Here is a 21,504-nt window from a genome sequence, read left to right as displayed (position 1 = left end):
GGTCAGCTCACCTTCCCCGGGCCGGCCTGCGGGTAGATCATCACGTCGGAACGGTGCAGCTCCTCGCCCCGGGCCACCTCCCACGCGGCGTTGCCGTACGCCTCGAAGGAGAGCCGCAGCGTCCCCGGGCCCCGGTAGTCGTGGTACCGCATCGCGCCGGACGGGTCGAGGCCGGTGGTCCCGGTGGCGGTGAACCGCGCGTGCCCGGCCTCCCTGCTGGTGTACCGGTGGCCGTCGAGGTCGATGCTCGCCGCGCCGGGGGTGAGGGTGAGCGCCGGGTCGGTCGTCCAGAGCACCATCACCACGTCCGGGTCCTCCTCGACGGAGAGCCAGAGCTGGCCGCCGCCGGCGTCGTCGAGCAGGTGCTCCGACCAGGTCCAGCTACCCTCCCTGAGCAGCATCGAGCCGCGCACCGCGTACGACGTGCCACGGATCTCGACGATGTCGCCGGGGCCCAGCCGGCGCGGGTCACCCCGCAGCGCGTCGGCGTCGCGGTCCCGGAACGGGTCCACCGGGCCGGGTCGCCCGGCCGCCCGCTTGCGGGAGCGCTGCATCGCCACCACGGCGATGACGACACCGGCCACCGCGACCAGGCAGCCTGCCGCCGTCACCAAGTACGCCACCGAACCGTCCAACCCGATCGCCTCCCCAGTCGCGTCGGCGGAGACGGTAACAACCCCGCGCACGTGGGGAAACCGAGCGGCATCGGGCAACAGTTCGGTTACTGTCCGTTGCCCGAGCCGGTGAGCGGGTCAGGCCGCGGCGACCGTCAGGCCGTCCTTGCCGTCGGCCAGGTCGACCTGGACCGTGTCGCCGTCGCGGATCGCGCCGGAGAGCAGCGCCCGGGCGAGTTGGTCGCCGATGGCGGACTGCACCAGCCGGCGCACCGGGCGGGCACCGTAGATCGGGTCGTACCCGTGCTCGGCGAGCCACCCCCGGGCGGCCTCGCTGACGTCGAGTGCCAGCCGACGGTCCGCGAGGCGGGCTCGCATCCGGTCGAGCTGGATGTCGACGATGGCCCGCAGGTCGTCCCCGAGGAGCGCGGCGAAGACCACGATGTCGTCGAGCCGGTTGAGGAACTCCGGCTTGAAGTGCGACCGGACCACCGCGAGGACCCCCTCCCGGCGCTGCTCCTCCGCCAGCGTCAGGTCGCTGATCATCGACGACCCGAGGTTGGAGGTGAGGATCAGGATCGCGTTGCGGAAGTCCACGGTACGACCCTGGCCGTCGGTGAGCCGGCCGTCGTCGAGCACCTGGAGCAGCACGTCGAAGACGTCCGGGTGGGCCTTCTCCACCTCGTCGAGCAGGATCACCGAGTACGGCCGGCGGCGCACCGCCTCGGTGAGCTGGCCGCCCTCCTCGTAGCCCACGTATCCGGGCGGGGCACCGACGAGCCGGGCGACGGAGTGCTTCTCGCCATACTCGCTCATGTCGATGCGGACCATGGCCCGCTCGTCGTCGAAGAGGAACTCGGCGAGCGCCTTGGCCAGCTCGGTCTTGCCGACACCGGTCGGACCGAGGAAGAGGAAGCTGCCGGTGGGGCGGTCCGGGTCGGCGACGCCGGCCCGGGCGCGGCGGACCGCGTCGGAGACGGCGGAGACGGCCTCGGTCTGGCCGACCACGCGCGCGCCCAGCGACTCCTCCATCCGCAGCAGCTTGGCGGTCTCGCCTTCGAGGAGCCGGCCGGCGGGGATGCCGGTCCAGGAGGCGACCACGGTGGCGATGTCGTCCGCGCCGACCTCCTCCTTGAGCATCGCGCCGTCGGCCTGGAGCCGGGCCAGTTCCTCCTCGGCCTTCGCCAGGTCGTTCTTGAGGGCGGGGATGCGGCCGTACCGCAGCTCGGCGGCCCGCTCCAGCTCGCCGTCGCGCTCGGCCCGCTCCGCCTCGCCGCCGAGCCGCTCCAGTTCCTCCTTGGCGGTGGAGAGCTTGGTGATGTGACTCTTCTCCGTCTGCCAGCGCTCGGAGAGGGCGGTGAGCTGCTCGCGCTTGTCGGCCAGTTCCTTGCGCAGCCGTTCGAGGCGCTCGGCGGAGGCGGCGTCGGGCTCCTTCGCCAGCGCCATCTCCTCGATCTCCAGCCGGCGCACGGCCCGCTCGATCTCGTCCACCTCGACCGGGCGGGAGTCGATCTCCATGCGCAGCCGGGAGGCGGACTCGTCGACCAGGTCGATCGCCTTGTCCGGCAGGAACCGGTCGGTGATGTAGCGGTCGGACAGGGCGGCGGCGGCGACCAGGGCGGCGTCGGTGATCCGTACGCCGTGGTGCACCTCGTAGCGCTCCTTGAGCCCGCGCAGGATGCCGATGGTGTCCGCGATGGTCGGCTCGCCGACCAGCACCGGCTGGAAGCGGCGCTCCAGGGCCGGGTCCTTCTCGCTGCCTCCGGCGGCCTGATCGCCCTCGTCGCGCCGACCATCCGCAGCTCGCCGCGCGCGAGCATCGGCTTGAGCATGTTGCCAGCGTCCATCGAGCCCTCGCCCTTGCCCGCGCCGACGACGGTGTGCAGCTCGTCGAGGAAGGTGATGACCTGGCCGTTGGAGTTCTTGATCTCCTCCAGCACGGACTTGAGGCGCTCCTCGAACTGGCCCCGGTACTGCGCGCCGGCCACCATCGCGCCGAGGTCGAGCGAAACCAGCTTCTTGTCGCGCAGCGACTCGGGCACGTCGCCGGCCACGATCCGCTGGGCCAGGCCCTCGACGATCGCCGTCTTGCCGACACCGGGCTCGCCGATCAGCACCGGGTTGTTCTTGGTACGCCGGGACAACACCTGGATGACGCGACGGATCTCGGAGTCCCGGCCGATCACCGGGTCGATCTTCCCGTCGCGGGCGCTGGCGGTCAGGTCCACGCCGTACTTGGCCAGGGCCTGGTAGGTCTGCTCCGGGTCGGCGGTGGTGACCCGCCGGTCCCCGCCCCGGACGGTCGGGAACGCGGCGACCAGGGCCTCCTCGGTCGCACCGGCGTTGCGCAGCGCGACCGATACCGCGCCGCCCACCCGGGCCAGGCCGGCGAGCAGGTGCTCGGTGGAGGTGTACTCGTCGCCCAGCGGCCGGGCGATCTGCTCGGCGGCGCCGATGGCGTTGACGAACTCGCGGGCCAGCGTGGGCTCGGCGATGCTGGAGCCCCGGGCGGCCGGCAGGGCGTCCACCGCACGCTGGGCGGCCCGGCGCAGCTCGGCGGGGTCCGCCCCGGCGGCGCGCAGCAGGCCGGCGGCGGTCGACCCCTCGGTGTCCAGCAGCGACAGCAGCAGGTGCCAGGGCTCCACGGTGGCGTGACCGCGCTGGTTCGCCAGCGCGACGGCACCGGTGATGGTTTCGCGGCTCTTGGTGGTGAGACGTTCCGTGTTCATGGGCTCCCCCGGATCGGCGTGTCCACTAGGAAGGACACAACCAGAGTTGAGCCTATTCCGCTCAACCCTGCGGGTGTGACCTGGGTCACTTCGGAAGGATGGCGGCGGACCCGGCGCGGACCGAGGGTGGTTCACGCGCCCTTTGGAGCTGCCCCGTCTGTGCTGCCGGGACTGGGAGAGCCGACCTGAACCCGACCCGCCCGTGCGCGCTGCGCGGTGCGTGGGGCGTGGGGCGTGGTGCACATGGAACGCGGTGCGTCTGAAGCAGCCGGTAGCGCAAACGGGGCAGCTCCATATGCGCCGGAACGAATCCACCTGGGCCCGGCGCGTCCGAGGGCGGAACGCGGTGCCCCGGCGGAACGCGGCCCGTCAGGCCGGGCTGAGCACTACCCGCACCCAGCGGCGGTCGCCGACCGGCCCGGGTGCCAGCAGCACCTCGCCGGAGGCGCTGCCCGCCATCGCGCCGTCGACCAGCAGGGTCAGGTGGTGCTGGGGGCCGACCGGCCAGTCGAGCGGGCCGTAGCGGCCGTCGGCCACCACGCCCACGCCGTCCGGGCCGTTGACCGCGAACCGGCCGGTGCTCAGCGGCACCACCGAGTTCGCCCGCGCGGGATGCCCCGCGGCGGGCACCGGCACCCATCGGCCCAGGTACCGCCAGAGCGCGGGGAAGCCCGTCCGGTCCGGCGGCCAACCGACCAGCCGCGCCTCGCCGTCCGGCCCGACCACCGGCCGCAGCACCCCGATCTCCCCGCCGGGCACCGGCACCGGCGTCCGCTGCCAGGTCCGACCCCGGTCCGTCGAAACCGCCGCGTACGCCTTCCCGCCGTCGACGCCGGCCACCACCAGCAGGTCACGGGCCTCGGCGACGCCGTGCGGCACCGGCACGGGCGGCTGGGCGGGCAGGGGCGTTCCCCGCCGCCCCGCCCAGCGGACCACCCGGCCGGTGGCCTCGTCGATCTGGTACGAACCCTGGGCGGCCCGCCACTCGGCGGGGGCCTGCTCGCCCCGGCTGTGCGCGAAGGTGCGCCCGCCGTCGGTGGAGGTGTACCAGCCGTGCGGCTCGGCCAACAGCACCAGCACGCCCGGGGCGACGTAGAGCTGCTGGTCGTCGGCGACCGGGCGGGGATGGGTGAGCCGCCGCCAGGACCGCCCGCCGTCGGTCGTGGCGTAGAGCACCGCCGGGCAGTCCCGCCCCGGCGGCCGGCCGGAGCAGCCGGCGAAGAGGGCGTACCCGCGCTCGGCGGAGACGAACTCGACGTACGGCTGGTCGTAGCCCTTGCCGACCGGGACCCGGACCTCGCGCAACTCGACTTCGGCGGCCGTGGGCGCCGGTTCCGTCGCGGCCGGTCGGGGTGACGGGGCGGTGCGGTCCGGTGGCGGGCGGCGGACATCGCCGATCGAACAGCCGGCCACCAGCGGTACGAGCAGCAGCGCGACCGCCCTGCGGCGGAATCGACCAGCCATTGACCTTCCCCTCAACCGGTAGCCTTGCCACGTGCGAGTACGTGTCGAACAGACTGCCCTACCCGGCATCGGGATGCGTCACGACCTGTTGACTGAATCCGGACGCCGACTCGGTGTGGTTTCCCATCGCAATGGCCGCCGCGATCTTGTCCTGTACGACCCGGACGATCCCGATTCCTGCCAGCACGACATACCGCTGACCGACGACGAGGCGGAGGCGCTGGCGGACATCCTCGGCGCGTCGCTGATGCTCGGCCAGCTCTCCGGTCTGCGCGAGCAGGCCGCCGGGCTGCTAACCGAGCAGATCGCCATCCCGGCCAGCTCGAAGTACGTCAACCGGCGGCTCGGCGACACGAGGGCCCGCACCCGGACCAGCGCCTCGATCGTCGCGGTGCTGCGCCGGGGCGAGGTGATCGTCTCGCCGGACCCGGCCTTCCGCTTCGACGCCGGTGACGTGGTGGTCGTGGTCGGTACCCGGAAGGGGCTCGACGGCGTGACCGCCATCCTCGCCGACAGCGACCCGGACGGCTGAGGCGCGGATGCACGAGACCACAACGCTGCTCGTCGAGGTCGGTGCACTGCTGTTCCTGCTCGGGCTGCTGGGGCGGCTCGGCCGGCGGATCGGCCTCTCACCTATTCCCCTTTACCTGCTCGCCGGGCTCGTCTTCGGCCACGGCGGCGTGCTGCCCCTGGCCGCCAGCGAGGAGTTCTTCGCCGTCGGCGCGGAGATCGGCGTGATCCTGCTGCTGGTCATGCTCGGCCTGGAGTACTCGGCCAGCGAGCTGGTCGGCAACCTGCGCTCGGCGGCACCCGCCGGTCTGATCGACGGCGTGCTCAACGCGCTGCCCGGCGCGGCCTTCGCCTTCCTGCTCGGCTGGGACTGGGTGGCCGCGATCGTGCTCGCCGGCATCACCTGGGTTTCCTCCTCCGGCGTGATCGCCAAGGTGCTGGCCGACCTGGGTCGGCTCGGTAACCGGGAGACACCCGTGGTCCTCTCGGTGCTGGTCATCGAGGACCTGGCGATGGCGCTCTACCTGCCGCTGCTCACCGCCGTGCTGGCCGGCACCGGCCTGCTCGGCGGCGGCATCGCGCTCGGCATCGCGGTCGGTACCGTCGTGCTGGTGCTGGTGGTGGCGATCCGGTACGGCCACCTGATCTCCTCGGCCATGTCGGCGAAGGACCCCGAGGCGCTGCTGCTCGGCGTGCTCGGGCTCACCCTGCTGATCGCCGGCGTCGCGGCGAAGCTCCAGGTGTCGGCGGCGGTCGGCGCGTTCCTGGTCGGCATCGCGCTGTCCGGCCCGGTGGCGCACCACGCCACCCAGATGCTCTCCCCGCTGCGGGACCTGTTCGCTGCGGTGTTCTTCGTCTTCTTCGGCCTGGTCACCGACCCTCGGGACATCCCGCCCGTGCTGCTGCCGGCGCTCGTGTTGGCCGTGGTGACGATGGGAACCAAGACGCTGACCGGGTACCTGGCCGCCCGGCGGGTGGGGATCAAGGAACCCGGCCGGTGGCGGGCCGGGCTGGCCCTGGTGCCACGCGGCGAGTTCTCCATCGTCATCGCCGGGCTCGCCGTGGCCGCCGGCAGCGTCGAGCCGAAGCTGGCCGCGCTGGCCACCGCGTACGTGCTGATCACCGTGGTGACCGGGCCGATGCTGGCCCGGCTGCCGGACTTCGCCTGGTTCAAGGTGTGGCTGCGGCAACGGGCCGTCGCCCAGCGCGCCGAGCCGCTGGTCAGCACCGACTGAGCCGGCGCTCAGCGCACCCGGGGGCCGGGCCGGCCGTACGGTCGGCCCCGCCCCCCGCCCATCGGATGCCGAATTGGTGCCGCGGAACCCTTCCCCTGGTCGGCGGCCCGGGTTACCGTTTCGCCCCAGCAGCAAGGGTCCGTGGGAGGCCGGTCGGTCGCCCTCGGGCGCGAGCGGAAGGTTGGCCGGTGAGCGTGCAGGACTCGACGTTCCACGGCTTCGCCAACCCCGTCGACCCGTCCCCGGCGGAGTTGCGGGCGTGGGCGTACCAACCCGACTCAGTTCCGCTGACGTCGATGCCGCCGGACTGGGACCTGCTGGTCTCCGGTGACCACCTGGTGCAGACCCTGTTCGAGCTGGCGATGGACCCAGCCTGCCCGGCCCGCCGGTTCGCGCTGCACTGCCTCTACATCTACGCCGCCGACGGCATCCGGACGAACTTTCGCGCCCACCCCAAGCGGCGCTTCCGCAAGCTGGTCGAGCAGTCGGAGCGGACCGGTGACGACATGATGCGGACGTGGGCGCACAACAGCCGCATGCTGCTGGCCCAGCCGGACCTCTTCGACTACCGGGACTGGTGCGAGGGCGGCCTGGTCCGGGAGAACCGCCGCATCGGCTGACCGGCTCGGCGTACGGGGGGCTCGGGGTACGGGTGGCTCAGGCGGCCGAACCGCCGCGTTCCTGGCGTCGCGCGTCCTGCTCGGCGCGCCGCGCGTCGGCCCGCCCCCGGTCGACACCGTGGTCGACCTGATCGGCGAACCGGCCGTCCTTGACCAGGTCGGAGAACCGCCCCTCAGTGATCTTGTCGAACTGCTGGGCCAACCTGGCGACCCGGTCGAGCCGCTCCTCCGCCTGCCTCGCCAGCTTCTTGGCCGGTTCCGACATGGCTCCCCCTCGCCAGCGCGGTTGGCCCGGATCACTCGGGTCGGGCCTGTTTCGCAGGTTAGCCGAACCGGCCCGGCCCGCGCCGGAGTTCCGGGAAGCGGACCGGGCTGGTGGGCTCCGGTGCGGTGGGCGGCGGGTCAGCGGTCGCGCCGGGGACGCCAGACCACCAGGGCCGTGGAGGTGCGGTTGGTGGGCACCAGGTCGCGGCCCGGGAACCGGGCCAGGGACTCCAGCTCCGCCATTCGGCGATACGCGGCGTCCAGCTCGGCCTCCAGCCGCGCGACCCGCTGCTGGGCCTCCTCCAGCAGGCGTTCCAGGCCGATGATCCGCTTGACCCCCGCGAGGTTGACCCCCTCGTCCTGACTGAGCCGCTGCACCTCGCGCAGCAGTACCACGTCCCGGACGCTGTAGCGGCGCCCGCCGCCGGCCGCCCGGCCGGCCTGCACCAGGCCGAGCCGGTCGTACTGGCGCAGGGTCTGGGGATGCATTCCCGCCATCCGCGCCGCGACCGAGATCATCAGCACCTTGGCCTCGTAGGCAGGGTCATCCGAGCCGCCGTGGTGTCCCGCCATCCCCGCTCACCTCCGCACGTACTCCAGCAGGCTCAACTGAATCGACGCACCCGCGCGTCGAGATGTTCCCGGGCGGCCGGCGGGGTCTGCTCGGCGAACGCCTCCAGCGCCGCCCGCGCCTCGTCGGACACCCCGGCCGGCACCACCACGTCGAGCGTCACCAGGAGGTCGCCGGCCCGGCCGTCCCGGCGCAGCACGCCCTTGCCCCGGGCGCGCAGCACCCGGCCGCTCGGCGTGCCCGGCGGGACCCGCAGGGTCACCGTGCCGTCGAGCGTGGGCACCCGCAGGTCCGTGCCGAGCACGGCCTCCGGGAAGGTGATCGGCACGGTCAGGGTCAGGTCGTCCCCGGTACGCCCGAACAGCTCGTCCGGCCGCACCTTCACGTGCACGTACAGGTCGCCGGCCGGGCCGCCGCGCTCGCCCGGCTCGCCCCGCCCGCTCAGCCGGATCCGCTGTCCGTCGGCCACCCCGGCGGGGAAGCGGACGTTCAGCGTGCGGGTCTTGGTGACCCCGCCCGTGCCGTGGCACTCCGGGCACTTCTCCTCGACGACCGTCCCCACGCCCTGGCAGTTGCGGCACGGCTCGGAGAAGCTGAACGACCCCTGGTTGCGGGTGGTCACCCCGGCTCCGTGGCAGACCGGGCAGGTCACCGGCGAGGTGCCGGGTTTCGCCCCGCTGCCGGCGCAGGTGTCGCAGACCCCGGGCGCGCGCAGGGTCAGCGGGAGGGTGACCCCGCGTACCGCGTCGCCGAAGTCGAGCGCCACCTCGGTCTCGATGTCCCGACCCTTCGCCGGGCCGCGCGGGCGGGCCGGACCGCCGGCACCGCCACCGGAGAAGATCGAGCTGAACAGGTCCTGGAAGCCGGCCCCGCCGAAGCGGCGGTCACCGCCGCCCGCCGCGCCGCCGAACATGTCGGAGACGTCGAACGGCTGCCCGCCGGGGCCACCCGGACCCCGGGCGTTACGCCGGAACTGGCCCGAGCCGAACAGCGAGCGCATCTCGTCGTACTCGCGGCGCTTGGCCTCGTCACCGAGCACCGCGTACGCCTCGGAGACGGCCTTGAACCGCTCCTCGGCCCTGGGGTCGCCCGGGTTGTGGTCCGGGTGCGACTCCCGGGCCAGTTTCCGGTACGACTTCTTGATCTCGTCCGAGGAGGCGGACTTCTGCACGCCCAGCGTGGCGTAGTAGTCCTTCTCGATCCAGTCCTTGGTACTCACCGGTCCACCCCCTTCCACGGGACGTACCCCGAACGTCCCGCCCGCCCGGTGTGGGCGGGCGGGACGACACGGGTCGGCACTACTCCGGGTCGGCGACCGCGACAATGGCGGGCCGCAGCAGCCGCTCGCCGAGCTGGTAGCCCCGGCGCATGACCTGCACGCAGGTCGGTTCGGTGACGTCGGCGGAGGTCTGGTGGGCCACCGCCTCGTGCCGGGTCGGATCGAACGGGTCGCCCTGCTCGCCGAACGCGGACAGGCCGAACTTGCCCAACGCCGTGGTGAGCTGCTCGGCCACCGTGCCGAACGGACCCACCAGGTCCCCGTGCTCGCGGGCGCGGTCCAAATCGTCGAGGATCGGCAGCAGCGCGGCGAGCACCGAACCGGTCGCCTGCTCCTGGACGAGGCTGCGGTCCCGGTCCACCCGCTTGCGGTAGTTGGCGTACTCCGCCGTCACCCGTTGCAGGTCCCGGGTCCGCTCGTCCAGCTCGGCCCGCAGCGCCTCCAGCTCGGCGCCGAGCGGCGCTGCGGCGGCCGGGGCCGTGCCCTCGACCGGCTGCGCCGGGGCGTCGACCACGGGCGGCCCGTCCACCGACGCGGCCTCGACCTTGATCTCGTCGACCACGATCTCGACGTCCTCGACCAGGCCCTCCGCCGGGCTGTCCGCCCCGGCGTCGGTCGCGGCGGGCACCTCGGGCTTGCTGATCTTGCGGTTGTCACGGATGACGACCCGCGGCTGCTCGGACTGCCCGGCGGTCGCGGAGCCACCCGGCGTCGACCCGGGCTCCACCGGGTCGGCGGCTCGTGGCTTCTCCGTCATGCGGTTACCTCATCCCTTGGCCGTGAGTACGTGTCCGAGGCGGATCGTCACTTCTTGTCCTCGTCCACGATCTCGGCGTCGACCACGTCGTCGGCGCCGCCGGCCTTGGCACCGCCGGTCGCGCCGGCACCCGGGCCGGCCGCCCCCGGCTGCTCGCCCTGCTCGGCCTGCTGGGACGCGTAGAGCAGCGAGCCGGCCTGCTGGGAGACCTGGGCAAGCTTCTCGTGGGCCGCCTTGATCTTGTCGATGTCCTGGCCGCCGAGCGCGCCGCGCAGCTCGCCGAGGGCCTCGTTGAGCTGCTCCCGGTTCTCGCCCGGCAGCTTGTCGCCGCTCTCGGCGAGGAACTTCTCGGTCTGCCACTGGAGTGCCTCGGCGAGGTTGCGGGTCTCCGCCTCCTCGCGGCGACGCTTGTCGTCCTCGGCGTGCTCCTCGGCGTCACGGCGCATCCGCTCGATGTCGTCCTTCGGCAGCGAGGAGCCGCCGGTGATCGTCATCTTCTGCTCCTTGCCGGTGCCCAGGTCCTTCGCGTGCACGTTCACGATGCCGTTGGCGTCGATGTCGAACGTGACCTCGATCTGCGGCACGCCGCGCGGCGCGGGCGGGAGGCCGGTCAGCTCGAAGGTGCCGAGCTTCTTGTTGTAGGCCGCGATCTCCCGCTCGCCCTGGAACACCTGGATCAGCACCGACGGCTGGTTGTCGTCGGCCGTGGTGAAGACCTCGGAGCGCTTGGTCGGGATGGTGGTGTTGCGCTCGATGAGCTTGGTGAAGATGCCGCCCTTGGTCTCGATGCCCAGGCTCAGCGGGGTCACGTCGAGCAGCAGGACGTCCTTGACCTCGCCCTTGAGCACGCCGGCCTGGAGGGCGGCGCCCACGGCGACGACCTCGTCGGGGTTGACGCCCTTGTTGGGCTCCGCGCCGGTGAGCTGCTTGACCAGGTCGGTGACGGCCGGCATCCGGGTGGAGCCGCCGACGAGGATGACGTGGTCGACGTCGGAGACCTTGATCCCGGCGTCCTTCACGGCCTGCTCGAACGGGCCCTTGCAGCGGTCCAGCAGGTCCTGCGTCATCCGCTGGAACTCGGCGCGGCTGAGCGTCACGTCCAGGTGCAGCGGGCCGGCGGAGCCGGCCGTGATGTACGGCAGGTTGATATTGGTGGTGGTGGCCGCCGACAGCTCGATCTTGGCCTTCTCGGCCGCCTCACGGAGCCGCTGGAGGGCCATCTTGTCCTGCGCCAGGTCGATGCCGTGCTCGCCCCGGAAGGTCTTCACCAGGTGGTCGATGATCCGCTGGTCCCAGTCGTCGCCGCCGAGGTGGTTGTCACCGCTGGTCGACTTGACCTCGATGACGCCCTCGGCCAGCTCCAGCAGCGACACGTCGAAGGTGCCGCCGCCGAGGTCGAAGACCAGGACGGTCTGCTCCTTGGAGCCCTTGTCCAGCCCGTACGCCAGGGCCGCCGCGGTCGGCTCGTTCACGATCCGCAGCACGTTGAAGCCGGCGATCTCGCCGGCCTCCTTGGTGGCCTGGCGCTGGCCGTCGTTGAAGTAGGCCGGGACGGTGATCACCGCGTCGGTGATCTGCTCGCCCAGGTACGCCTCGGCGTCCCGCTTGAGCTTCATCAGCGTCCGGGCCGAGATCTCCTGCGGGGTGTACTTCTTGCCGTCGATGTCGACGGTCCAGTTGGTGCCGATCTCCCGCTTGACCGACCGGATGGTCCGGTCCGGGTTCGTCACCGCCTGGCGCTTGGCGACCTCACCGACGAGCACCTCGCCGTTGCGGGCGAACGCGACGATCGACGGGGTCGTCCGCGAGCCCTCAGCGTTCGCGATGACGGTGGGCTCACCGCCCTCGAGAACGCTGACGCAGGAGTTCGTCGTGCCGAGGTCGATACCGACCGCACGTGCCATCTTCGCTTCCTCGCTTCTTACGTTGGAGCAGGTGACGGGGACCGCCCCGCCGCGCACTCGCCACAAGTTGAGTGAACTTGACTCAATAGTGCCACGCCTGCGGCGATCGTCAAGTCGAGTTGAGTCGACCCGACGCAACCTCGCGTTCGGGGGAGCCCGGTTGTATTACCCTGCGCCGGTCGGGCACGCTTTAGCGGTGACGACGCACGGCGATCCCGCCATCGGAACCGGTTCGCCCGCCGTCGCCGCCCGTACCGGCATGGGGGATGCCGGGGAGGACCCGTCCGGCCCTTCCGGAGAAGGCCTGCCCGCCGCGCTCACCGCCCTGCGGGCCGCGATCGGCGCGGCCCGGTTCCCGCTCGCCCTGCCCTCGGCCGAGGCGGCCCGGCAGGTCGGCGCGAGCTTGACCGCGCAACTCGACGACTATCTCCTGCCGCGCCTCGCCCGGCTCGACGCGCCGCTACTCGTGGTCGTCGGCGGCTCCACCGGGGCCGGCAAGTCGACCCTGGTCAACAGCCTCGTCCAAGCCCGCGTCAGCGCCGCCGGGGTGCTCCGGCCGACCACCCGCTCACCGGTGCTCGTGTGCAACCCGGCCGACTCCTGCTGGTTCCGGCAGGGCGAGCTGCTGCCCGGCCTCACCCGCACCAGCGAGCCGAGCGAGGACCCGAACACCCTCCAGATCGTGACGGCCCCGGCGCTGCCCGCCGGGCTGGCCTTCCTCGACGCCCCCGACATCGACTCGGTGGTCGACGCCAACCGTGCGCTCGCCAACCAGCTCCTCGCCGCCGCCGACCTCTGGCTCTTCGTCACCACCGCCGCCCGGTACGCCGACGCGGTCCCCTGGGAGCTGCTGCACACCGCCCGCGCCCGGGGCGTGGTGATCGCCATGGTGCTCGACCGGGTGCCGGCGGAGGCCACCGACGAGGTGGCCGCCCACCTGGCCGAGATGCTCGCCGCCCACGGCCTCGGCGCGGCGCCCCTGTTCGTCCTCCCGGAAACCTGGGTCGACGGCCAGGGCCTCCTGCCGGACAAGATCACCGAGCCGCTGAGCACCTGGTTCTCCCGGCTGGCCGCCGACGCCGGGGCCCGCGCCACCGTCGTCCGGCAGACCCTGGACGGCGCGCTGGCCGCGCTGGGCCCCGCCGCCGCGGGCCTGGCCGACGCCGCCGACGAGCAGGGAGCCGGCGCCGACGCCCTCGACGAGCGGGTCGTGGCCGCTTACCAGGCGGCCGAGCGGACCGTGGAGCAGGGCCTCAAGGACGGCCGGATGCTGCGCGGCGAGGTACTCGTCCGCTGGCAGGAGTTCGTCGGCACCGGCCAGTTCTTCCGCAACCTGGAGGCGCGGATCGGCCGGCTGCGGGACCGACTCGTGGCGACGGTGACCGGCCGGCCCGCCCCCGCCACCGAGCTGCGTGACGCCATCGAGTCGCAGCTCGTCACACTGCTGCGCGGGGCAGCCGCCGAGGCGGCCGAGAACGCGTACACCGGGTGGCGGGCACACCCCGCCGGTGCGGCCCTGCTGGACCCGCCGCTCGCCCACCCGGGCACCGACTTTTCCGACCGCGCCGAACGACTGGTCCGGGACTGGCAACGCGAGGTGCTGGCGCTGGTCCGGGCCGAGGGCGCCGACCGGCGGTTCGTGGCCCGCACGGCCGCGTACGCGGTGAACGCCACCGGGCTGGCCGTGATGATCGCCGTGTTCGCCTCGACGGCGTTCATCCCGACCGGGCTGGAGGTCGCCGCCGGGGCCGGCACCACGACCGCCGGGCAGGTCGTACTCCAGGCGATCTTCGGCGACCAGGCGGTGCGTACGCTGGCCGCGAAGGCCCGGAGCGACCTGCTGGGGCGGATCCGCGAGCTGCTCGACGCGGAGGCCACCCGGTTCCTGTCCCGAACGGCGACGACGCGTCCGGCGGCGGACGCCGGGGACGCTCTGCGGGCGGCGGCCGACCGGGTGGAGGAGGCGCGGCACCGCAGTGGCCTGGCTGCCGCCGGCGCCGCGACCCTGCCCTCGGCGCTCATCCCGGAAGGCGGGGCCCGGTGAGCCCCAACATCGTCGGCCGGGTGCGCGAGGCACTGCGGGGCGACCAGCGAGTCGACCCGGACGTGCTGATCGCCCGCCTGACGGCCGTCCGCTGGTTCCTCGACGCGGCCGACGGCCAGCTCCCGGACACCCAGCTCGTGCCCGCGCACACCCTCGTCGAGCGGGCCGGCACCCGGCTCGCCCTCTCCCGCGACCACACGGTCGTCGCCCTCGCCGGTGCCACCGGCAGCGGCAAGTCCAGCCTGTTCAACGCGCTCGCCCGGCTCGACCTCTCCCCGGTCGGGGTGCGCCGCCCCACCACCGGGGTGGCGCACGCCTGCGTCTGGGGCCCGCTCGACGGCGCGAACCGACTGCTCGACTGGACCGGCGTGCTGCCCCGGCACCGGTTCGTCCGGGAGAGCGCGCTCGACGGCGACGACGAGTCGGCCCTGCACGGGCTGGTTCTGCTCGACCTGCCCGACTTCGACTCGGTGCAGCGGTCGCACCGGCTGGAGGTGGACCGCCTGCTCGGCCTGGTCGACCTGGTGGTCTGGGTCGTCGACCCGCAGAAGTACGCCGACCGGGTGATCCACACCAGCTACCTGCGCGAGTTCCACCGGCACCGGGACGTGACGCTGGTCGTGCTCAACCAGGCCGACCGGCTGCCCCCGGCCGAGCTGCCCCGCGTCCTGGACGACCTGCGCCGGCTGCTCGACGCCGACGGGCTGGGCGGGGTGCCGCTGCTGGCCACCACCGCCGTCGACCCGTCCGGGATCACCGACCTGCGGGCCACCCTGGAGCGTACGGTCGCCGAGCGGCAGGCCGCCCTGCGTCGCCTCGCCGGCGACGTGGACACGGTCGTCGCCGGGCTGGCCGAGCTGGTCGCCGCCGAGCCCACGGCCGACCCGACGGACGGGCCGACCGCCTCCGGGCTGGGCCGGGCGCTGGCCGGGGTGGCCGGGGTGCCGGCGGTGGCGGCGGCGGTCGAGGGGGCGTACCGGCACCGGGCCGCCGCAAGCACTGGTTGGCCGCTGGTGAGCAGCTGGCGACATTTGCGCCACGACCCGCTGCGCCGGCTACACCTGCCCGGCCCGCCCACGGGCGGCGACGCCGGTGACCCGGCGGAGAGCCTGGTCGCCGCGACCTCCGTACCCGATCCGACCGCCGCGCAGCGCTCGGCGCTGGGGCTGGCCGTGCGCGCGGTGGCCGACCACGCCGGCGCCGGCCTGCCCGACCCCTGGGCCGCCGCGGTGACCACCGCCGCCCGGTCCCGGCTGGACGACCTGCGACGCCCTGGACCGCGCGGTGGCCCAGACCGACCTCGGGATGGGCCGCCGGCCCGCCTGGTGGCGGATCGTCGGCGGGGTGCAGTGGCTGGTCACCGTCGCGGCCGTCGCCGGCCTCGGTTGGCTCGCGCTCGGCTACGCGCTGCGCGTCCTCGGGCTGCCGGCCCTCGACGATCCCCGGGTAGGCGAGGCCCCGCTGCCCACGTTGCTGCTGCTCGGCGGCCTCCTCGCCGGGCTGCTGGTGGCGGCGCTGACCAGGCCCGTCGTGCGGTGGGCGGCCCGCCGGGCGCGCGGCCGGGCCGAGCAGCGCCTCACCCTCGCCGTCGGCGCCGTCGGGCGGGAGTACGTGTTGGAGCCGGTGCGGACGGTGCTGGCCCGCCACGGGCAGGCACAGCAGGCGTTGCGCGAGGCCGCCCGCCGCTGACTACCGGGGTCTTCTTCGCTGTTCGGGGGCCGCCGGCGGGCGTAGGGTCGACGCATGGCCACGCCTCAGACCCCCTACGACGCGGTGCTGCACGCCGCACGCGACGTGACCAGGCTCGACACCGCCCTCGATGCCGAGATGCTCGGCGCGGCGCTGCTCGGCAGCGTCTACTCGGTCGCGGAAACCGACCGGCAGGCGGCCGTCCGGGAGTTCGTCACGGGCTTCCTCGTCGCCACCTCCCGCCGCCGCACGGCCGCGGCGAGGACCATCCGCTCCGTCTTCGCCGCCCTGGTGCCCGACGCCGAGGGCGCGGCGAGGGTCAACGCCGGCACCCTGGTCCCGGCCTGGTCCGCGCACCTCGGCCGGGTGCACCTCACCGGCACCTGGTGCTACGGCGACGTGTACGGCGACCAGACCTCCTACCTGGCGACGTTCGCCTACGACGACGCCGCCGGCGGTCCCGAGCACGCGCTGGTGGCCCTGGTCGACCACAACATCGGCATCACCAAGGACGTCTTCGTCGGCGGCCCCGCCGGGCGCATCGTCGACCAGGTCCGGGAGATGGTCGACGGCGACGAGCTGACCTGGTTCCGCGAGGAGGACCCGGCCCGGATGCGCGGCGAGGTCGGCCGGCACCTGGCCGTCACCGACGACCTGGGCGAGCTGCCCGCCGAGGGTTCCCTCGCCACCGACCGGGCGCTGGCCGGTGCCCGGCTGGCGCTGCTGCCCCCGTCGCCCGCCGGGGCCACCCGGGACGCCGAGCCGCTCTCCGGCGACCAGCGCACGGAGCTGGTTCGGGCGTTCCTCGCCTCGCCCGAGGCCACCCGCTACGACCTGGACCCGTCCGACGGCGCGGGGCTTGCCTCGCTGCACTTCTGCCTCAGCCTGCTGCTCGACCACGCGGCGAGCTTCCCCGACGCCGACCCGCTGCGCTGGAGCCCCACCGTGGCCGAGCTGTTTCTGCTGGACTGGGTGCACCGGCGGGCCGTGCTCGACATGGACGACGCGGCGATGCTGCCCCGGGTGCTGCGCGGCTGGGCCGCGTACGCGGCCCGGCGCAAAGGGCTGCCGCAGGCGGCGGCAGCCCGGACCGACACCGCGATCGAGGAGATGATCCCCGAGTTCGCCCGGCTCTACTCCACCGGCGAACGGCGCAGCGCCGCCACGGCGGCGGTGGCCCAGCTGATGGCCGACGGGGTGGACCCGGACGACCCGGCCGCCCTGAACGCCTGGATCGAGGCGAACCGGCACCGGCTCGCCGACGACGGGGCCTGACCCACGGCTGCCGTCGAGCGCAGGCCGGGCGGTGAGCGGGCCGGGGCGGTGGCCGGGCCGGGGCGGTGGGCGCTCAGCCGAGCGCGCCGTAGACGACTCCGGCCACCAGCCCGCCTACGGTGCCGCCGACCAGCACCTGGGGCACGGTGTGGGCTCGCAGCCGTACCCGGGACCAGCCGGCCAACACCGGCAGCGGAGCGGCGGTCAGCAGCAGCGGGCCGAAGGTGAGCACCAGCACCACCACCGCGCCGGCGGCGACCGCCGTGTGGATCGACATCTTCCACCAGTGGCTCACCGTCACCGCCACCACGAGACCCACCACGCCCGCCGCCACCAGCGCCAGCAACGGGCGGGGCGCGCCGAGCGCGGCGAGCAGCGCCCACCCGCCCGCCGTCGAGGTCAGCCCGAACAGCAGCGGCAGGCGGCGCTGCTCGCGTACGCCGACGTGGTGGTCGGTGAGTCGACCGCGGCGCACCCCGCCGACGATGTACGCGAACGGGATCCCGCTGGCGAAGACGGTGGCGAGCAGCCCCCAGGCCAGCCCGTGCCCGCCGCTCCTGCCGCCGTGCCAGCCGATCAGCACCGTCAGCGTGGTCACCAGGACTGCGGGCGCGGTCAGCTCGGTGATCAGGCGGGCGGCGCGCAGGCTCGGGCCCGGCGGGGCGACCGTGACGCGGGAAGGTGCCCCTCCGCCTGCGGGCCGATCAGGTCCGCTCAGTCCTGTCGCTCCCATCTCCGCATTCTCCGCCGAGGCCCTGGACCATGGTCACGCTCGATCCGGGAAGCAGTGGCATCCGTCGCGCCGTGGGGCCACCGCTTCCGTGATCGAGCATGACCTTGATGGGCGTGCGGGCCGGCGGCGACAGCCCTCATCGGGCGGGCTCGGCCGGGGAAGCTGAGGCGAGGACGGTAGGCCGGGGCGGAACGGCCGGGGTCTGCGGCGCCGGGCTGGGCTCGTCGGCCGGCTCAGGATCTGCGGCCGACCTCGTGTCCACGGTCGGCGCGTTCACGGTCGGGCCGGGGCTCGCCGTCGGCCCGGGTTCCGCGGAAGGCTCCGCACTAGCCGTCGGACGGGGACTGGGCGTCGGACGGGGACTTGCCGACGGGCGGGGGTCGGCGGGCGGCTCCGCCGTCACGGTCGGTTCGGTGCCGGACGACGGGGACGGCACCTGCGCCGAGGCGGAGAGGGTCGTCGTCGGCTCGGCCGACGGCGTCGGCTCCCCGGTCGGCCCGTCGGTCGGTGCCGGGACCGGGGAGGGGTTTGGCGTCGGGGTGGGGGTCGGGTCACGGCGGGCGGCAGGGGCAGGGTCGGCACCGGGGGCGGTGGCGGTGCACCGCGTCGGGGTCCGACCGGTCGGAGGCGGCCGGCGCGACCGGCGCGGTGCGGCTACGGAGCTCTGACCCCGGCCGCCCGGCTTGGGCACCACGATCCGTGGCCGGCAGGGTGGACGGGGTGACGCGGGCTGCCCGACCGCCGGCACCGGCACGACACCGGGCCCGACGGAGGGCGTGAGGGTAGAAATGGGGTGCTGCTATCGGGCAGCGCGGTGCTGCCCACCGTGGCCGACCCGGTGCTGATGGCGGCGAGGATCGGCATCGAGGCGGTGCCGGCGAGCAGGGCGACCGTGAAGAGGTAGCCCCGCCCCGGGCCGCCGGAGCCGGGGGCGCGGTGCGCCCCGACGACACGGCGGTAGCCGCCCCCGTTGGCACGGTGCCGGCCGAGCAGCGGCACGGTGGGATCCTCATCTGGCTGAGACACGCACATACTCCTCGTCGTCGATCACCGGTACGGGGCGGGCGGCGATCAACCAGTAAGAAACGGGCATAAGGTCATGAAACACCCGCCCGGCATCATCAGCTTGACCCAGTGACGGCCAGTTCACCAGGAGCCACCGCGTGTCGACACACAAATTGTCCGACCCGCCCTGCCAAGTCGCGATCCGCCTGCCGACAAACGGCCCCGCCAGCCGCAAAACCGACAGCACCCGGAAACCGGGCGGGCGTACTGTGGGCCCGCTCACCTCCTCTGCCATGATTTGTGGCACGACGGCAACGCAGCCACGACCTCCGCGCACCCCGCGGCAGGCGCGGTACGGCGCCGGCGCTCCCGAACCGGGTTCGCACGGAATCCGGCTCACGCCGCGCGGCAACCCTCACCGGGGCTAGGCGCGGCCGCCAGGAACCAGCCCGGCACCAGCCGGGTGGGTGCACGCACTGCGCGGAGCGGGTCACCCCCGGTGCCGGCGCAGACCACGACAGGGAGAGACGGATGGCAAAGGGCGACCCCGGGGTCACCACCCGCGGCCGGCGAGCCGCACCCCGTGCCAAGCGATCGGCCGCGCCGGCTGGCGGCAACCCGGAACTCGTACAGCTACTCACCCCCGACGGCGAGCGCGTCGAGAGCGCGTTCGGCCCGGACGGCACGGAGTACCGCGTCGACTTCACCGACGAGGAGTACCGCGGGCTGTACCGCGACCTCGTGCTGGTCCGCAGGCTCGACGCCGAGGCCACCGCGTTGCAGCGGCAGGGCGAGCTGGGGCTGTGGGCCAGCCTGCTCGGCCAGGAGGCGGCACAGGTCGGCTCCGGGCGCGCGCTGCGCAGCCAGGACATGGCCTTCCCGACGTATCGGGAGCACGGTGTCCTCTACTGCCGGGGCATCGACCCGATCATGCCGCTCGGCCTGTTCCGGGGCGTCGACCAGGGCGGCTGGGACCCGAACGAGTTCAGGTTCAACATGTACACGATCGTGATCGGGGCGCAGACCCTACACGCCACCGGGTACGCGATGGGCGTCCACATGGACGGCAAGACCGGTGGCGACGACGGCGAGGCGGTGATCGCCTACTTCGGCGACGGCGCGACCAGCCAGGGCGACGTGAACGAGGCGTTCGTCTGGGCCAGCGTCTTCAACGCCCCGCTGGTGTTCTTCTGCCAGAACAACCAGTACGCCATCTCCGAGCCCCTGGAACGGCAGACCCGAGTCCCGCTCTACCAGCGGGCGCGCGGCTTCGGCTTCCCCGGCGTCCGGGTGGACGGCAACGACGTGCTCGCCTCGTACGCGGTGACCCGGCACGCGCTGGACAACGCGCGACACGGCCAGGGCCCGAGCCTGATCGAGGCGTACACGTACCGGATGGGGGCGCACACCACCTCCGACGACCCGACCCGGTACCGGATCGCCAGCGAGGTCGAGGCCTGGCAGGCCAAGGATCCGATCACCCGGATGAAGGCGTTCCTGGAGAAGCAGAAGATCGCCGACGAGTCGTTCTTCGCCGAGGTCGACGAGCAGGCCCGCGCCGAGTCGGTGCACCTGCGCGAGCGCGTGCTCGCCATGCCCAACCCCGAGCCGGTGACGATGTTCGACCACGTCTACCCCCACGGGTCCCCGGAGCTCGACGAGCAGCGGGCGCAGTTCAGCCGCTACCTGGAGACGTTCGAAGGGAGCGCCCACTGATGGCCACGGAGACGCTCACCCTCGGCAAGGCCCTCAACACCGGCCTGCGTCGGGCCCTGGAGCACGACCAGAAGGTCGTCATCATGGGCGAGGACGTCGGCAAGCTCGGCGGCGTCTTCCGGATCACCGACGGGCTCCAGAAGGACTTCGGCGACCAGCGGGTGATCGACACGCCGCTGGCCGAGTCCGGCATCATCGGCACTGCGGTCGGCCTGGCCATCCGCGGCTTCCGCCCGGTCTGCGAGATCCAGTTCGACGGCTTCGTCTACCCCGCGTACGACCAGATCGTGTCGCAGGTGGCGAAGATGCACTACCGCTCGCAGGGCAAGGTGCGCATCCCGATGGTCATCCGCATCCCGTACGGGGGTGGCATCGGCGCGGTCGAGCACCACTCGGAGTCGCCGGAGGCGTACTTCGCGCACACCGCCGGCCTGAAGGTCGTGACCTGCGCCAATCCGCAGGACGCGTACTGGATGATCCAGCAGGCGATCGCCTCGGACGACCCGATCGTCTTCCTGGAGCCGAAGCGGCGCTACTGGGAGAAGGGCCTGGTGGAGCTGGACGGCCCGTTGGCCGAGGCGTACCCGCTGCACTCGGCCCGGGTGGCCCGGGCCGGCACCGACGCCACCTTACTGGCGTACGGGCCGATGGTGCGGACCTGCCTGGACGCGGCGACCGCCGCGGCCGAGGACGGCCGGGAGCTGGAGGTCGTCGACCTGCGCACGCTCTCCCCCCTGGACCTGACCGCCGCCTACGAGTCGGTGCGGCGCACCGGCCGATGCGTGGTGGTGCACGAGGCCCCGGGCAACCTGGGCCTCGGCGCGGAGATCGCCGCCCGGATCACCGAGGAGTGCTTCTACTCCCTGGAGTCCCCGGTACTGCGGGTGACCGGCTTCGACACCCCCTACCCGGCGTCCCGGGTGGAGGAGGAGTACCTGCCGGACCTCGACCGGGTGCTCGACGCCGTCGACCGGGCTTTCAGGTGGTGAGCGGCGTGTCGCGGATCAAGGAGTTCAACCTGCCCGACCTGGGCGAGGGGCTGACCGAGGGCGAGATCAAACGCCTGGCTGGTCAAAGAGGGTGACACGATCGAGC

General features: G+C 73.5%; 16 protein-coding genes and 3 pseudogenes. 9 read left to right on the top strand and 10 right to left on the bottom strand.

What is annotated here, in order from left to right:
* Nucleotides 1–2: 2 nt before the first annotated feature.
* From MCAG_RS15585 to MCAG_RS15575, 3 genes and pseudogenes are all read right to left on the bottom strand, one after another.
* Nucleotides 3–635, bottom strand: coding sequence for a DUF4178 domain-containing protein (locus MCAG_RS15585; RefSeq protein ID WP_007073946.1), 633 nt, complete (start codon nucleotides 633–635; stop codon nucleotides 3–5).
* Between the two features lie 117 nt (nucleotides 636–752).
* Nucleotides 753–3,343: pseudogene (gene clpB / locus MCAG_RS15580) on the bottom strand (ATP-dependent chaperone ClpB).
* 369 nt (nucleotides 3,344–3,712) lie between these two features.
* Nucleotides 3,713–4,807 carry a hypothetical protein gene (locus MCAG_RS15575; protein WP_036373596.1) on the bottom strand — a complete coding sequence of 365 codons (1,095 nt, stop codon included), beginning with the start codon at nucleotides 4,805–4,807 and terminating at the stop codon, nucleotides 3,713–3,715.
* Nucleotides 4,808–4,838: 31 nt separating this feature from the next.
* Between MCAG_RS15575 and MCAG_RS15570 the strand changes: the two genes are divergently transcribed.
* The 3 genes from MCAG_RS15570 to MCAG_RS15560 all read left to right on the top strand — a co-directional run bounded on the left by MCAG_RS15570 (nucleotide 4,839) and on the right by MCAG_RS15560 (nucleotide 7,172).
* On the top strand, nucleotides 4,839–5,339 hold the full coding sequence (locus MCAG_RS15570; RefSeq protein WP_007073944.1) for a cation:proton antiporter regulatory subunit: 501 nt from the start codon (nucleotides 4,839–4,841) through the stop codon (nucleotides 5,337–5,339).
* A 7-nt stretch (nucleotides 5,340–5,346) separates the two neighbouring features.
* Entirely contained in the window at nucleotides 5,347–6,552 is a 1,206-nt protein-coding gene (locus MCAG_RS15565) for a cation:proton antiporter (protein WP_007073942.1), read from the top strand.
* A 188-nt stretch (nucleotides 6,553–6,740) separates the two neighbouring features.
* A complete protein-coding gene (locus MCAG_RS15560) occupies nucleotides 6,741–7,172 on the top strand; it encodes a hypothetical protein (RefSeq protein WP_007073941.1) in 432 nt (143 codons plus the stop codon).
* 37 nt (nucleotides 7,173–7,209) lie between these two features.
* Here MCAG_RS15560 and MCAG_RS15555 read toward each other — a convergent pair whose 3' ends face one another.
* The 5 genes from MCAG_RS15555 to dnaK form a co-directional block, all read right to left on the bottom strand.
* Nucleotides 7,210–7,437: a hypothetical protein gene (locus tag MCAG_RS15555; RefSeq protein ID WP_007073940.1), complete on the bottom strand. Its 228-nt coding sequence runs from the start codon at nucleotides 7,435–7,437 to the stop codon at nucleotides 7,210–7,212.
* Between the two features lie 137 nt (nucleotides 7,438–7,574).
* The gene (locus MCAG_RS15550; RefSeq protein ID WP_007073939.1) at nucleotides 7,575–8,009 is read right to left on the bottom strand and encodes a heat shock protein transcriptional repressor HspR; all 435 of its coding nucleotides are present in this window, start codon (nucleotides 8,007–8,009) and stop codon (nucleotides 7,575–7,577) included.
* A gap of 32 nt (nucleotides 8,010–8,041) precedes the next feature.
* The gene (gene dnaJ, locus MCAG_RS15545) at nucleotides 8,042–9,226 is read right to left on the bottom strand and encodes a molecular chaperone DnaJ (RefSeq protein WP_007073938.1); all 1,185 of its coding nucleotides are present in this window, start codon (nucleotides 9,224–9,226) and stop codon (nucleotides 8,042–8,044) included.
* A gap of 79 nt (nucleotides 9,227–9,305) precedes the next feature.
* The gene (grpE, locus tag MCAG_RS15540; RefSeq protein WP_007073937.1) at nucleotides 9,306–10,043 is read right to left on the bottom strand and encodes a nucleotide exchange factor GrpE; all 738 of its coding nucleotides are present in this window, start codon (nucleotides 10,041–10,043) and stop codon (nucleotides 9,306–9,308) included.
* Nucleotides 10,044–10,090: 47 nt separating this feature from the next.
* Nucleotides 10,091–11,947 carry a molecular chaperone DnaK gene (dnaK, locus tag MCAG_RS15535; RefSeq protein ID WP_007073936.1) on the bottom strand — a complete coding sequence of 619 codons (1,857 nt, stop codon included), beginning with the start codon at nucleotides 11,945–11,947 and terminating at the stop codon, nucleotides 10,091–10,093.
* 196 nt (nucleotides 11,948–12,143) lie between these two features.
* On the opposite strand from dnaK, the gene MCAG_RS15530 reads away from it, so the two are divergent.
* The 3 genes and pseudogenes from MCAG_RS15530 (at nucleotide 12,144) to MCAG_RS15520 (ending at nucleotide 16,955) form a co-directional block, all read left to right on the top strand.
* Nucleotides 12,144–13,991, top strand: coding sequence for a GTPase domain-containing protein (locus tag MCAG_RS15530; protein ID WP_007073935.1), 1,848 nt, complete (start codon nucleotides 12,144–12,146; stop codon nucleotides 13,989–13,991).
* 8 nt (nucleotides 13,992–13,999) lie between these two features.
* Nucleotides 14,000–15,680, top strand: a pseudogene (locus MCAG_RS15525) (GTPase).
* Nucleotides 15,681–15,734: 54 nt separating this feature from the next.
* Complete coding sequence (locus tag MCAG_RS15520; protein ID WP_007073933.1) at nucleotides 15,735–16,955, top strand: hypothetical protein; 1,221 nt, start codon at nucleotides 15,735–15,737, stop codon at nucleotides 16,953–16,955.
* Nucleotides 16,956–17,028: 73 nt separating this feature from the next.
* On the opposite strand, the gene MCAG_RS15515 is transcribed toward MCAG_RS15520, so the two are convergent.
* On the bottom strand, nucleotides 17,029–17,688 hold the full coding sequence (locus MCAG_RS15515; RefSeq protein ID WP_007073932.1) for a phosphatase PAP2 family protein: 660 nt from the start codon (nucleotides 17,686–17,688) through the stop codon (nucleotides 17,029–17,031).
* A 1,009-nt stretch (nucleotides 17,689–18,697) separates the two neighbouring features.
* Nucleotides 18,698–18,988 carry a hypothetical protein gene (locus MCAG_RS15500; RefSeq protein ID WP_157548089.1) on the bottom strand — a complete coding sequence of 97 codons (291 nt, stop codon included), beginning with the start codon at nucleotides 18,986–18,988 and terminating at the stop codon, nucleotides 18,698–18,700.
* Nucleotides 18,989–19,224: 236 nt separating this feature from the next.
* Between MCAG_RS15500 and pdhA the strand changes: the two genes are divergently transcribed.
* The 3 genes and pseudogenes from pdhA to MCAG_RS36265 form a co-directional block, all read left to right on the top strand.
* Nucleotides 19,225–20,409, top strand: coding sequence for a pyruvate dehydrogenase (acetyl-transferring) E1 component subunit alpha (pdhA, locus tag MCAG_RS15495; protein WP_007073929.1), 1,185 nt, complete (start codon nucleotides 19,225–19,227; stop codon nucleotides 20,407–20,409).
* Nucleotides 20,409–21,398: an alpha-ketoacid dehydrogenase subunit beta gene (locus MCAG_RS15490; protein WP_007073928.1), complete on the top strand. Its 990-nt coding sequence runs from the start codon at nucleotides 20,409–20,411 to the stop codon at nucleotides 21,396–21,398. The genes pdhA and MCAG_RS15490 overlap by 1 nt, the downstream gene beginning before the upstream one ends.
* Nucleotides 21,395–21,504, top strand: a pseudogene (locus tag MCAG_RS36265) (biotin/lipoyl-containing protein); the annotation flags it as partial. The gene MCAG_RS15490 and the pseudogene MCAG_RS36265, both read left to right, overlap by 4 nt.

It is taken from the genome of Micromonospora sp. ATCC 39149, assembly GCF_000158815.1.
Taxonomy (GTDB): Bacteria; Actinomycetota; Actinomycetes; order Mycobacteriales; family Micromonosporaceae; genus Micromonospora.
Note: the sequence above shows the minus strand (reverse complement) of the source record. Positions and strands in the feature narration are given on the sequence as shown.

Bases quoted from the DNA above. Each gene is read 5' to 3' on its own strand.
- MCAG_RS15520 (WP_007073933.1), top strand. From the start codon at position 15,735: ATGGCCACGCCTCAGACCCCCTACGACGCGGTGCTGCACGCCGCACGC.
- MCAG_RS15575 (WP_036373596.1), bottom strand. From the start codon at position 4,807: ATGGCTGGTCGATTCCGCCGCAGGGCGGTCGCGCTGCTGCTCGTACCG.
- MCAG_RS15550 (WP_007073939.1), bottom strand. From the start codon at position 8,009: ATGGCGGGACACCACGGCGGCTCGGATGACCCTGCCTACGAGGCCAAG.
- MCAG_RS15500 (WP_157548089.1), bottom strand. From the start codon at position 18,988: ATGGCAGAGGAGGTGAGCGGGCCCACAGTACGCCCGCCCGGTTTCCGG.
- MCAG_RS15515 (WP_007073932.1), bottom strand. From the start codon at position 17,688: ATGGGAGCGACAGGACTGAGCGGACCTGATCGGCCCGCAGGCGGAGGG.
- grpE (WP_007073937.1), bottom strand. From the start codon at position 10,043: ATGACGGAGAAGCCACGAGCCGCCGACCCGGTGGAGCCCGGGTCGACG.
- MCAG_RS15555 (WP_007073940.1), bottom strand. From the start codon at position 7,437: ATGTCGGAACCGGCCAAGAAGCTGGCGAGGCAGGCGGAGGAGCGGCTC.
- pdhA (WP_007073929.1), top strand. From the start codon at position 19,225: ATGGCAAAGGGCGACCCCGGGGTCACCACCCGCGGCCGGCGAGCCGCA.
- MCAG_RS15565 (WP_007073942.1), top strand. From the start codon at position 5,347: ATGCACGAGACCACAACGCTGCTCGTCGAGGTCGGTGCACTGCTGTTC.
- dnaK (WP_007073936.1), bottom strand. From the start codon at position 11,947: ATGGCACGTGCGGTCGGTATCGACCTCGGCACGACGAACTCCTGCGTC.
- MCAG_RS15490 (WP_007073928.1), top strand. From the start codon at position 20,409: ATGGCCACGGAGACGCTCACCCTCGGCAAGGCCCTCAACACCGGCCTG.